Source organism: Candidatus Aegiribacteria sp., from assembly GCA_021108005.1.
GTDB lineage: Bacteria > Fermentibacterota > Fermentibacteria > Fermentibacterales > JCC-6 > Aegiribacteria.
On sequence record JAIORS010000200.1, the window covers coordinates 1 to 13073 of the forward strand.

Consider the following 13073-nt stretch of genomic DNA (forward strand, 5'->3'; position numbering starts at 1 on the left):
TTTTATCAAGTTTACAATCATTACATTGACCGGGAAGAGCGTGATCATTCCAATGATCAATATTGAGAGTCAGTTCAGCTTGAGACATTTCCCGACTTCATGATGTCCAGCGGCATCAAGTACAACCAGATAGCAGCCATTTGGCATATCCTGTGATGGACTCCACATCGAAGTATGTGATCCAGCTGGAAGCTGGTCATTTATCAGCTCCTCGACCAGTCTTCCGGAGAGATCGAATATCGCCAGTTCAACTCTTGTCTGATCCGGTATACTGCAAGTAATGCTCAAATCAGATGAAAATGGATTCGGGTCGATCGATTCCAGAGCGACCAGAGGATTTTCCACGGCTTCCAATTCAATTCCAGTTTCAGGTTCCAGCTTTATAAGATAGATGTCAGAGTAGCCTGCACCGTAAGATACGGTAGATCCAATGACAATGTATCCGGCATCAGCGGTCTGCCGGATAAATTCTCCAGTGTCATTTTGAATGCCTCCAATGGTTTTTGTCCAGAGCGTATCTCCGCTGGAGTCAGTCTTTATTAGGTAGACATCAGAACCGCCTGAGCCGTAGGATTGAGTATATCCAGCGACAATGTAACCCCCATCAATTGTCTGCTGAATGGAGTGGCCGCCATCGTATTCAGTACCTCCGATGATTTTCGTCCACATCGCATCTCCACCGGAGTTCGTCTTTATAAGATATACATCCTCCCCGCCTGAGCCGTAGGATTCTGTTGTTCCCGCAACGATGTATCCCCCGTCGGCTGTCTGTTGGGCAAAATACCCGGCATCGTGATTGTAACCTCCATAGGTTCTCGTCCAGAGGGTATCACCATTGAGATCTGTCTTTATAAGGTAGACATCATCGACACCTGCACCGTAGGAATCCGTGAACCCTGTAACGATGTAGCCATCGTCGATTGTCTGTTGTACGGAGAAGCCATATTCCCATTCATACCCTCCGAAGGTTTTCGTCCAGAGGGTATCTCCACTGGAGTCCGTTTTTATAAGGTAAACATCAGCGCCGCCTGCGCCGTAGGACAAAGTTAATCCCGTGATAATGTAGCCCTCGTCGTTGGTCTGCTGGACAAAATAGCCAGCATCGTAATCTGTACCACCGAAAGCCCTCGTCCAGGTAGTATCTCCACCGGAATCCGTTTTTATCAGATAGATGTCAGAGCTGCCACCGTAGGAATTCGTGGAACCCGCAACGACGTAGCCACCATCGGTTGTCTGCTGGACGGAGAAACCAGGATCATATTCAGTACCCCCGAAGGTTCTTGTCCACAGAGTGTCTCCACTGGAGTCCGTCTTTATAAGATAGACATCATAATCGCCTGCACCGTAAGATTCAGTATATCCCGCGATGATGTAACCCCCGTCGTTTGTCTGCTGGACGGAGTAGCCAAGATCGTAATCAGTACCCCCGATAGTTTTCGTCCATGCGGTATCAGGAGACTGGGCGTTCAAGCTCCTTGTACAGAAAATAAACACGAATCCAGCAGCAAGTACGAAATATTTCACGGTTAGATCAACTCCATTCCTCAACGAACAGGAAGTTGGCACTTCTGTTTCTCGTTACCTACAATTTTCAAACTGAACTGATGATACTATCTGCTACTCTGCCCGGTCAATTCCATGGATGACGTGTAGCTGCTTTGAACTGCACCGCAGATTGCGCCTCTCTCTCAGGAAAAGATCCTCTATAACGCTTCTGGTTACAGTTCATGCGCTGTCCGACTTGATATGAAAAAGGCTCCCGGTTAGTCGGGAGCCCTTCCATTCGTTATTTCGAAGTATCTCTACACAACACCCTGAGCCATCATGGCATCCGCGACTTTACGGAATCCGGCTGCGTTCGCGCCGAGAACGTAGTTATCAGGTTCTCCATACATTTCAGCTGCCGCTTTCGCCTGGGCGTGAATGCTGATCATGATGTTATGAAGTTTTGTGTCGACTTCTTTTCGGCTCCAGGTTGAGAAGGTGGCGTTCTGCGCCATTTCAAGACCGGAAGTAGCTACGCCGCCTGCGTTTGCAGCTTTACCCGGACCGTAGAGGATTTTATTCTCGATGAATATGTTAACTCCATCGGGAACCGTAGGCATGTTGGCGCCTTCGGAGACAAGGAAAACGCCGTTGTTCACAAGATTCTGTGCGTCCTTCGTATTGATTTCGTTCTGGGTAGCGCTTGGGAACGCGCAATCGGCCTTGTGGTTCCAGAGGGGATTGTAGTCAAGTGCAGGATCAACAGCGGTGTATACGGCGCTTGGGTACTTCTCTGCGTATTCCTTGATTCTGCCTCTGCGGTTGTTCTTGAGATCCATGATATAGGCAAGCTTCTCAGCATCGATACCCTCTTCGTCGTAGATATATCCGCTGGAATCAGACTGAGTTACAACCTTGGCGCCGAGTTCGGTGAGTTTTTCGGTTGCGTACTGGGCGACGTTTCCTGAACCGGAAACAAGGCATACTTTACCTTCATAGTTATCACCACGGGTTTTAAGCATCTCTTCGCCGAAGTATACAGCGCCGTATCCGGTTGCTTCAGGTCTTATCAGACTTCCGCCGTACTGAAGACCCTTGCCGGTGAGAACACCGCTCCACTCGTTTTTCAGTTTCTTGTACTGGCCGAAGAGGAAACCTATCTCACGACCGCCTACACCTATATCACCAGCAGGGACATCTGTGCTGGGCCCGATGTGACGGAAAAGCTCGGACATGAAACTCTGGCAGAACCGCATTACTTCAAGGTCTGACTTGCCTTTGGGGTCGAAGTCCGATCCGCCTTTACCGCCGCCCATAGGGATGGTTGTAAGGGCGTTCTTGAAAACCTGTTCAAAAGCCAGGAATTTCAGTATGCCGAGATTTACTGAGGGGTGAAAACGAAGCCCACCTTTGTAGGGTCCGATGGCGCTGTTCATTTCAATTCTGAAACCGCGGTTAACATGGACTTCACCGTCATCATCAACCCAGGGAACCCTGAACATGATTACCCGCTCGGGTTCTACTATTCTTTCAGGAATTCTGGCCTTGCGGTACTCGGGATGCTTCTCTAGGACTACCTCGAGTGATTCCAGGACTTCCTGTACGGCCTGGTGAAACTCAGGCTGTGCCGGGTCCCTCTCAACTACCTTCTGGTACAGTTCTTCGAGCATATGCCCATCCCTCCCTTCGAGGGTTTTTAGAGTTAGAACAAAAGATATTTGGGTTATTCACGATATTCATATACGCATACAAGGAATAGTAGCCTACTGATTAACAGTGGTCTTCGTCAAGTAGTATTATCGTCACAGAAAAATCTGACTACTTGACCGGGATAATCCATGGAGATATTGTGATGCAAGTATTCATTTCCCTTATTAAATAACTATTATCTGATAAATTGCATTGACCAGTTAGATGGAGGTTGTATATGTACCAGATCCTGCACAAAGAGAAACTCGGACCGGACATCTACATGTATAGATTCCGGGCACCTGATATAGCCAGATACAGAAAACCGGGCCAGTTTGTAATTGTGCGGATAGCTGAGAACGGGGAGAGAATTCCCATAACCATAGCCGATGTCGATACTGATGAAGGCAGTGTAACACTCATCGTGCAGGCTGTAGGAAAAACGACCCTCCAGATGGCTCAGATGAAAGTGGGTGATTCCATACCTACAATTACAGGGCCGCTGGGGGAACCAACACATATAGAGAAAGTCGGAAGGGTCCTCTGTGTCGGAGGAGGGATTGGTATCGCTCCCCTTTATCCTGTAGCCCGGGCAATGAAGGATATCGGTAACCATGTGACCAGCATACTTGGGGCAAGATCCTCCAACCTGCTCATACTTACCGACCTTATGAAGGAAGCAAGCCACGATCTGATAATAACCACGGATGATGGTTCGGAAGGCCGGAAGGGTCTCGTAACCGATGCAATCAGGGACCTCGTGGATACCGGTGGACACTACGATCAATGTGTAACAATGGGACCCCCGATAATGATGAAATTCGTCTGCATGCTTACTAAGGAACTGAGCATTCCAACTATCGTCAGCCTTAATCCGATTATGGTTGATGGAACCGGGATGTGCGGCTGCTGCAGAGTAACTGTGGGTGATGAGATTAAGTTCGCCTGTGTTGACGGGCCTGAATTCGATGGACATAAGGTTGATTTTGATGAACTTATGACCCGGCTATCCACCTATAGAACCGAAGAGAAGCAAGCACTGGAACGTTATTCCTCTGAAGTGGGCTGCAGGCTTGACAGTATACTGGAAGGGGGTTCACGATGAACGTTAAGGATCGGCTGAAGATACCTCCGGTTGAAATGCCCGAGCAGGATCCGGCGGTAAGGGTAAACAACGTCGATGAGGTTCCCCTTGGATACACTCCCGAAATGGCTATGCTGGAAGCGGCAAGATGCCTCCAGTGTAAAACACCCTTCTGTATTGAAGGCTGTCCTGTGGGGATCGATATTCCCGGGTTTTTGAAGCTCATCGAAGTTGGTGATTTTAAGAGCGCTATCAGAAAAATGAAGGAGAAAAACCTTCTCCCGGCAGTGTGTGGAAGGGTCTGTCCACAGGAGGAGCAGTGTCAGCTTTTTTGTACAATCGGAAAAGCCAGAAAGAATCCATGTGAATCTGTGATGATTGGCAAGCTTGAGCGGTTCATCGCCGACTGGGAAAGGGAAAATGGAGAATTTGAAACTCCACCCCCGGCACAATCTTCAGGAAAAAAAGTCGCAATTATCGGAGCGGGTCCCGCCGGTCTTACTGTCGCGGGAGATCTCGTCAAATTCGGTCATGAAGTAACGGTTTTTGAAGCGCTTCACAAGGCTGGAGGAGTTCTGGTCTATGGAATTCCGGAGTTCAGGCTTCCAAAGAGAATAGTGCAGAGTGAAGTTGATTATCTGGAAAGTCTTGGGGTGAAATTCCGGTATAACTACGTAATAGGAAAGACTATCCCTGTAGAAGTAATTGTTGATGAATTCGATGCCGTTTTCATAGGAACCGGCGCAGGTCTTCCAAGGTTTATGAGGGTTTCCGGAGAGAACCTTCTTGGAGTGCTTTCAGCTAATGAATATCTCACCCGCGCGAATCTGATGAAGGCTTACGATTTTCCACGGGCTGATACACCCATAGTCAAGGGCAAAAAGGTAATTACAGTTGGCGGCGGGAACGTTGCCATGGACTGTGCTCGAACCGCTTTAAGAATGGGAGCTGAAAGATCGCTGATAGTATATCGAAGGGCCGAGGAACAGATGCCGGCCAGGCTGGAGGAGATCCATCACGCGAAGCAGGAGGGTGTGGAATTCCATCTTCTCCAGAACCCCGTGCGGCTGGTTGGTGATGAAAAAGGATGGATAAGCGGTGCAGAGCTTATCAAGATGGAGCTGGGTGAACCCGATTCATCTGGAAGAAGGCGGCCTGTTCCGATAGACGGAAGTGAGTTCATAGAGGACACCGACGCGCTGATAGTAGCCATCGGAAACAGTCCCAACCCGCTGGTTCCCGCCTCTTTCCCCGACCTTGAAGTAACCAGATGGGGTGGGATAGTCGTTAACGAGATAACCGGTCAGACTTCGGTACAGGGTGTATTCGCCGGAGGAGATATCGTGCTGGGCGCAGCTACAGTAATCCTGGCCATGGGACACGGACGGAGGGCAGCCAGAGCAATGAACCTTTACCTCAGCTCCGGACGCTGGGTTGATCTGGACAAGGCAATGGATCTGTGCATGGCGGAAGTTCGCTGAGAAGGTGATGTTCTTGACTTTGGTGACGGTGGTGCGTAGCGTTCCACCATTCTTAATAAACCAAGCTGAATAGAGGAGGCATCAATTGAAAGGCCGCGTACTTATTATCGATGACGAGGCGGAGATTCGCCGTAACCTCACCGTAGGGCTTACACAGGAGGAATACACTGTAGTCGCCTGTCCGGACGGTATTTCCGCGATTCATGAGTTGAATCAGGCCAGAAAAAAAGGAATTGCGTACGATTATCTTGTAACGGATATATTCATGCCTGATATCGACGGTCTTAAAATACTTAAGGTTATAAAGAATCAGTATCCTGATCTTCCTGTTCTTGTTATTACAGGGTTCGGCGATGAAAGACTGATGCTGACAGCCCTGTCCGAGCATAATACGGGATACCTTGACAAACCCTTTGAGATATCTGAACTGGTCTCTGCCCTGGAGGAGCTATCCCCCGGCAGAACTGCAACAATTTCATCTGAAGAACCGGTCGACGATGGAATGCGGGAGTCTGTAAGTGGTTATCTGACCGTTAAGATAACAGATTCCGAAAGAAGTATGGAGATTTACGATTCCCTTTACAAGATGGATGGCATTCTGTCATGTGACGCGGTCAGGGGAGATTTCGATATCATCCTGCTTGTACAGGCATCCTCTACTTCTGAAATACAGGAGATATTCAGCAGGATCAAGGGTATGGACGGAATCGAAGTTGTCTCCATGTCTGAGGTTGAACGGCCCAAGCTCGATAGAGATGTTGACCAGTTCATTGAAACGTATCAGCATGCAGTAAAGCATGATGCCCAGGCGGAAGCCAGAAGGCAGCCGGGAACCATGAGTTACATAATCGTTGATATTGATCCCTACGCGATTCAGCAGATATTTACAACAGTATTTTTCATTGATGAAGTGGTTTTCTGTGATGTTATCGAAGACGGAAGCAAGCTTGTCGGAATGATCACAGGCCACGGCGCCATGGGTAAAACACCCAGGATCATCGAAAAGCTCAGTCAGATCGATGGTGTACTCAGAGTTCGTGAAGCAAAAGTGATAAAACTTATAGAAGATTGATACAACAAGGTACATCTTACTTATTTAACTATTAGACCTGGTTATACGCGCTGAATACTGCTCCTGCTGAAAACGGGAGCAGAATGCGTGAAGGGAGTGATGAAAACGGCTGCAAAACACGACAATTTCAGCTACAGACTTTGGAGATACGATGGTGCTCCCGGAGAGCTAATACCTCTCCTGCAGTCTGCCCAGGAACACTTCGGATACATTCCCAGGCGTGCTATCAACTACATAGCCGGCGTAACCGGCATACCTGAATCCGAGATTTACGGAGTTATTACTTTCTACAGCCAGTTCCGGCTTCTGCCCATGGGTAAATACGTTATCAGAGTATGCGCTGGAACAGCATGCCATGTATCGGGAGCCAAGCTGATAAGAGAGACCATCGAGGACGAACTGGGCATCGAAGTGGGCGACACTACGGAAGACGGATTATTCACTCTGAATACAGTTGCGTGTATAGGGTGCTGCTCACTTGCCCCTGTGATGATGATAAACAACGATACGCACGGACGTCTTACCCCCGCCTCAGCTCGAAAGATTATTCGCAACTACAGGAAGAAGGCTGCTGAGAAAACCGATTCTGTTGCAGGTGCTTCCTGAATCCGCAGGTAACTGGATGAACTTTCCCATAGTAAAAAATGTCTGGAGCGATGTATGAAGAAGATAGTAGTTGGAATGGGTACTTGCGGCTTATCCGCCGGAGCCCAAGAGACTTACGACAGGCTGGAGGAGCTTGCGGAAGCGAATCCTGATGTATGCATGCTCACCAGAACAGGCTGCATCGGTATGTGTTACCGGGAACCTCTGGTCGAAATAAGAGAAGGCAACAACAGGATAATCTACGGCGGAGTGACCAAGGAGTCTGCAGATGAGATTTTCAGTAAACACATCCTGGGTAACGAAATAATAGATGATGAAAACCTTGTATACGCCTGTAAGCCCAACGGGGAAACCTACGGTACCGAATGCGAATTCCTTGATCTGCAGGAAAGGATCGTACTTCGTAACTGTGGTGTTATAAATCCGGAATCGATAAAGGACTACGAAGACGCCGGGGGATATCAGGGAGTAAGAAAAGCACTCAACGAAATGGTCCCTGAAGAGATAATACGGACTATAAAGAATTCGGGCCTTCGCGGACGCGGAGGGGCGGGATTTCCCACAGGGTTGAAGTGGTCATTTGCCGCTGCTAACGAAGGAGAACAGAAATACGTAGTCTGCAACGCTGATGAGGGTGATCCCGGAGCGTTCATGGACAGATCCGTTCTTGAAGGAGATCCTCATTCGGTTCTTGAGGGCATGATAATCTGCGCCAGAGCTATTGGAGCGACATTCGGCTATGTCTATTGCAGAGCTGAGTACCCTCTGGCAATTCATCGACTGGAAATTGCCATATCGGAAGCAAGGGAACGGGGTTATCTCGGAACGAACATTATGGATTCCGGTTTCGATTTCGACCTGAAGATAAAGCAGGGCGCAGGCGCTTTCGTTTGTGGTGAGGAAACAGCCCTGTTCGCTTCTATCGAGGGGGAGCGGGGAATGCCCCGCATACGTCCTCCCTTTCCTGCCGAAAAGGGACTGTGGCAGAAACCCACCAATAACAACAATGTAGAAACATTTGCAAACATCCCCTGGATAATATGCAACGGAGCTGAAGCTTATTCATCGTATGGAACAGAAAAGAGCCCCGGAACCAAAGTGTTTGCGCTTGCCGGGAAAGTGATTCACGGAGGGCTCGCAGAAGTTCCCATGGGCACTACCATAGAGGATCTTGTCTTCAAAATTGGTGGAGGCATTAAGGAAGGGAAAGAATTCAAGGCTGTTCAGATGGGTGGTCCATCGGGGGGCTGCATCCCCGCATCAATGAAGGATACTCCTGTTGATTTTGAATCCATCCCCGCCACGGGAGCCATCATGGGTTCCGGCGGCATGGTCGTTATGGATGAAGACACCTGCATGGTTGAAATAGCAAGGTTCTTCCTTGATTTCACACAGAAGGAATCCTGCGGGAAATGTACATTTTGCAGGATAGGAACCCTGAGAATGCTTGAGATACTTGAAAGGCTGACCAGAGGGGAAGGTGAGCCGGAGGATATTGAAAAACTGGAGAAATTGTCTGTACAGATAAAGGAAGCAAGCCTGTGCGGATTGGGGCAGACCGCTCCGAACCCGGTACAGACAACGATCCGCTACTATCTTGACGAGTACAAGGCTCACATTTACGACAGAAAGTGTCCCGCTGGTGAATGCCAGGCCCTTGTGGAATTCTACATTGTAGCTGATAAGTGCGTCGGTTGTACTCTCTGTGCGAAGAACTGCCCGGTCGATGCCATTTCAGGTGAAAGAAAAGAAGTACACGTTATTGACAGTGAAATCTGCGTCCAGTGTGGCAAGTGTCTGACAAGCTGCAATTTTGGCGCTGTAAAGACAAGGTAGGAGCGGCCAATGGATAAGATCAGAGTTTTGATCAACGGTAAGGAAATCGAGGCCACTCCGGGGAAGACAATTCTTGAAGTGGTCCATGAAAGTGGACTGGACGAAATTCCAACACTCTGTCATTCGCAGGAGCTTGAACCCTACGGTTCCTGTTTCGTCTGTGTTGTTGAAGTGAAGGGTAGAGGCAACCTGGTTCCTGCATGCGCTACCCGTATTGCGCCCGATATGGAAATCGAAACAAGGAACGAAAGAATCATGGCATCGCGGAAGACAGCCCTTGAACTGCTGCTTTCCAACCATTACGCCGATTGTATATCACCCTGCATGGAGGGATGTCCTGCCGGGGTTGATGCCCAGGGATACATCGCTCTGTCAGCCATGGGTCAGTATCAGAAGGCTGTTGATCTCATTCGTGAGCGGAACCCCCTTCCCGCCGTATGCGGGCGGGTCTGTGTACGCAAATGCGAGGATGAATGCAGGAGAATGGATATTGATGCGCCTGTAGCTATAAATAACATCAAGAGATTCCTGACCGATTCACCGAAAGCGTATGCAACCGAGCCAGAGTGTGCGCCTGATACAGGAAAAACCGTCGGTATTATTGGCTCAGGACCAGCTGGCCTCACCGCTGCCTGGTTCCTGGGCAGAAGCGGGATAAAGTCCGTTATTTACGAGTCAAAAGAGCGTACCGGAGGGATGCTTCGCTACGGTATTCCAGAGTACAGGCTACCCGACGAAATCCTTGACAGGGAAGTGGAGTATATCTGCCGGGCTGGTGCTGAGATAAATTGCGGTGTCAGAGTGGGAGAAGATATAACCCTTGATGAGTTGAGAAATAAGCATGATGCGGTCTTCTTAGGCCCCGGCGCATGGACTGGAAAACCCATGCGTGTTGAAGGTGAATTTGATACCTACGGTGTTGTTACCGGAGCGGATTTTCTTGTCGAGAAAGCTGACAACCCTGAGCCTCTTTCAGGAACAGTGGTTGTAGTAGGTGGCGGTAATACCGCTATGGATGCCGCCAGAACCGCATGGAGGCTTAACGCTGACAAGGTCATTGTTCTGTACAGAAGGACTAAAGCGGAAATGCCTGCGGACAAAATGGAGATAGAAGATTGTCTGGAAGAGGGCATAGAAATAATGGAGCTGGCCGCACCCACAGGCATTGTAAAGGAGAACGGCAGAATAACTGCCCTCCATTGCCAGAGGATGAAGCTGGGCGAACCTGACGATTCTGGAAGAAGGCGCCCCGTTCCTATTGAAGGCGCCGAATTCGATCTTCCCTGCGACCTCGCGATTCCCGCTATCGGTCAGAATACGGTTCTCGATGGTCTGGTGAAAACAGAAAGCGAAGAACTGGACCTTACGAGATGGAATACCTACATCATCGATTACAGAACAATGAAAACCAACGTTGAGGGTGTGTTTGCAGGCGGTGACGCCGCAGACGACGGCCCCACTGTCGCCATCGATGCCATTAGAGACGGACGGAAGGCAGCGAAGGCAATAAAAGCCTGGCTTTTGAACGAGGAACTTGAAGTCGAACCCTTTGTGGTGAGAAAGCAGTTCTGGTCCAAACCAGGCACCGCGGAACTTGGTGATGTTAAAGAATCACCACGTCACGAAGTACACCTTATCGATGTTGATGAACGCCGCAACAGTTTTCTTGAGGTTTCAACAGGGTTCGAACTCGAGGATAACGATCATGAGTGTGACAGATGTCTTTCATGCGGCTGCGTCAGGTACGATGATTGTGACCTGAGGCTGTACGCGGAGGAATACGGCGTGGATATGGAGCATTTCAAGGGTTATGTGAGAAAACATAAGGTGGATGACCGCCACCCTTACATCTCATACGATCCTAACAAATGCATACTCTGTGCCAGATGTGTCCGTACATGCGATAGAATATTGCCTGTCTCGGCACTTGGGCTTGTAGGAAGGGGTTTCAGAACTGAAATGCGCCCCGCCATGAATGATCCGCTTGTTTCCACAAGTTGTATCAGTTGTGGCAACTGCATAGATGCCTGCCCGACAGGAGCACTTACAGTGAAGTATCCCTTCCCTGGAAGAGCATGCCTTGAGACTTACGATGTAAAGACTCACTGCGGTTTCTGTTCCCTTGGCTGTGAAATTTCCGTAAGATCTTTTGGCGACGGCAGATACTTTGTAACTTCGTCAGGGATTCCGGGAGATTATCTATGCAGATACGGCAGGTTTGGCCAGGAACTGTTCATCAAACAGGACAGATTCACGGGACCAGCCTTGAAGGATGGATATTCCTACAGTTCGGTGAATTTCTCGGAAGCTAACACCAGAATACTGAACTCACTGAAGAATGCTGCGGAAGAATACGGGCCTGAAAGTGTTGCCGTCTTCGTATCTCCCGAACTTACTAATGAGGAACTCTACGTCGCAGGCAGGATATCCAGGGAAGGTATCGGGACGAACAACATAGGTTCACTTGCCATACTCTCAGGAGGAGGCCGTTCCGGCGTGCTTGATCAGGCATTCGGATTCACTGCTTCCACAGCTGACAGGAACTGTCTTGAATGCGCTGACCTGATAATCTGCAACAACACATCCCTTGAGTCCGATCATCTGATACTTGCTGTGGATGTCATTCAGGCAGTCAGGGACGGAGCGAAGCTTATAGTATCGAACTCTAGCCTGGACACGACTGATCAACACCTAGCGACCCTCGCAGTAGATCCCATGAGGGGCAGGGCATCCATCTTCTGGAATGCTGTAATGCAGGTACTCATTGATGATGGGGATGTTTCTCCAGCGGATATTGATGGAGGCGGGAAGTTCTTGGTAGACAGGGATGTCTCCATTGAAATGGCGGCGGCCAGATCCGGTGTTTCAGAATCGGATATATACGAAGCTGCCGAACTGATACGCTATTCGGGTAACGTTGTTTTCATTCATAGTCCTGATAGACCGCAGGATGCTTCTCCGGATGACATGGAAATTTTTGCAGACCTGACTTTGTTGCTGAGAGGTGCCGGCATGGTTTCCGATATGCTTCTTCCAAGGCTTCTCGCCAACAGTGCGGGTCTTGAGGTCATGGGAGCCGATCCCGCATTCCGCCCCGGAAGGGTGCCTGCCGGGGAAGAACTGCCCGGAGCCGCAACAAGCCAGGAGCTTCGACAGATGCTTGAGGATGGAAAGCTCAGGGCTGCTCTGATAATCGGTGAGAATCCACTTGAATACAACAGGACCGGTTCATGGTTCGGGAACGTTGATTTCCTGGCGGCCATGGATTGGACCGATACTGAAACCACAAGATTCGCCGATGTTACACTGCCCGGGTCAACCTTCCTGGAGACGCCGGGGACAAGATGCAACTTCGAAGGTGTTCTTAAGGAGTTCGTTGAAACCGTGTCACCGCCATGCGGGAAAAACGGGGTGGAAGTGCTTAAAGCACTCGCGGACGCATTCGGCGTTGATTCTTCAATTGAGGAAATTGATACAGTTGTAAGAGATAATCTAGGGGATCTTGTACGGTTCTACTGGAATACGGGGGAGGACAGGAACTGGGACGGAAAGGGAACTCTGATTGCCGTCTCGGCAGATGCGAAGGCATCGTCAATCCAGCCTCCGATGACCCATTCGCAGGAGTATCGAAAGGAAATCCGGGAGATCGGTACCGAACGCTTCCGAGTAATTTAATAGGGACGGAGGCTTTTTATTCGCAAAACGCAAATAATCTGTCACAACAAATTTAAAGCCCCGGATTCAAGTTCCAAGTGCAACAGTTAGCCTTTCAATTGTGTTGAAGAATACTTCATTGGGTGTTTTGAAGGCAAGTTTCTTT

The 13073-nt window shown here is 49.3% G+C and carries 8 protein-coding genes; 6 read left to right on the forward strand and 2 right to left on the reverse strand.

Annotation, left to right across the window (positions count from 1 at the left end; all coding sequences use genetic code 11):
• Window positions 1-69: 69 nt before the first annotated feature.
• Complete coding sequence (locus K8S15_12550) at window positions 70-1524, reverse strand: hypothetical protein (GenBank protein MCD4776866.1); 1455 nt, start codon at window positions 1522-1524, stop codon at window positions 70-72.
• Between the two features lie 278 nt (window positions 1525-1802).
• On the reverse strand, window positions 1803-3155 hold the full coding sequence (gene gdhA / locus K8S15_12555; GenBank protein MCD4776867.1) for an NADP-specific glutamate dehydrogenase: 1353 nt from the start codon (window positions 3153-3155) through the stop codon (window positions 1803-1805).
• A gap of 257 nt (window positions 3156-3412) precedes the next feature.
• Between gdhA and K8S15_12560 the strand changes: the two genes are divergently transcribed.
• The 6 genes from K8S15_12560 to K8S15_12585 all read left to right on the forward strand — a co-directional run bounded on the left by K8S15_12560 (window position 3413) and on the right by K8S15_12585 (window position 12928).
• Window positions 3413-4279 (forward strand): sulfide/dihydroorotate dehydrogenase-like FAD/NAD-binding protein, encoded by an 867-nt coding sequence (locus K8S15_12560; GenBank protein MCD4776868.1) that lies wholly within the window; start codon window positions 3413-3415, stop codon window positions 4277-4279.
• Window positions 4276-5739: an NADPH-dependent glutamate synthase gene (gltA, locus tag K8S15_12565; GenBank protein MCD4776869.1), complete on the forward strand. Its 1464-nt coding sequence runs from the start codon at window positions 4276-4278 to the stop codon at window positions 5737-5739. The genes K8S15_12560 and gltA overlap by 4 nt, the downstream gene beginning before the upstream one ends.
• 85 nt (window positions 5740-5824) lie before the next feature.
• Window positions 5825-6811 carry a response regulator gene (locus tag K8S15_12570; protein MCD4776870.1) on the forward strand — a complete coding sequence of 329 codons (987 nt, stop codon included), beginning with the start codon at window positions 5825-5827 and terminating at the stop codon, window positions 6809-6811.
• A 99-nt stretch (window positions 6812-6910) separates the two neighbouring features.
• Window positions 6911-7417 (forward strand): NADH-quinone oxidoreductase subunit NuoE, encoded by a 507-nt coding sequence (gene nuoE, locus K8S15_12575; GenBank protein ID MCD4776871.1) that lies wholly within the window; start codon window positions 6911-6913, stop codon window positions 7415-7417.
• A gap of 54 nt (window positions 7418-7471) precedes the next feature.
• Window positions 7472-9253 (forward strand): NADH-quinone oxidoreductase subunit NuoF, encoded by a 1782-nt coding sequence (locus K8S15_12580; GenBank protein MCD4776872.1) that lies wholly within the window; start codon window positions 7472-7474, stop codon window positions 9251-9253.
• A gap of 9 nt (window positions 9254-9262) precedes the next feature.
• Complete coding sequence (locus K8S15_12585; protein ID MCD4776873.1) at window positions 9263-12928, forward strand: FAD-dependent oxidoreductase; 3666 nt, start codon at window positions 9263-9265, stop codon at window positions 12926-12928.
• Window positions 12929-13073 lie beyond the last annotated feature (145 nt).

What these genes read in the sequence shown, in the direction of transcription:
- gltA (MCD4776869.1), top strand. Translation starts at nt 4,276, where the DNA reads ATGAACGTTAAGGATCGGCTGAAGATACCTCCGGTTGAAATGCCCGAG.
- K8S15_12585 (MCD4776873.1), top strand. Translation starts at nt 9,263, where the DNA reads ATGGATAAGATCAGAGTTTTGATCAACGGTAAGGAAATCGAGGCCACT.
- nuoE (MCD4776871.1), top strand. Translation starts at nt 6,911, where the DNA reads ATGAAAACGGCTGCAAAACACGACAATTTCAGCTACAGACTTTGGAGA.
- K8S15_12560 (MCD4776868.1), top strand. Translation starts at nt 3,413, where the DNA reads ATGTACCAGATCCTGCACAAAGAGAAACTCGGACCGGACATCTACATG.
- gdhA (MCD4776867.1), bottom strand. Translation starts at nt 3,155, where the DNA reads ATGCTCGAAGAACTGTACCAGAAGGTAGTTGAGAGGGACCCGGCACAG.
- K8S15_12580 (MCD4776872.1), top strand. Translation starts at nt 7,472, where the DNA reads ATGAAGAAGATAGTAGTTGGAATGGGTACTTGCGGCTTATCCGCCGGA.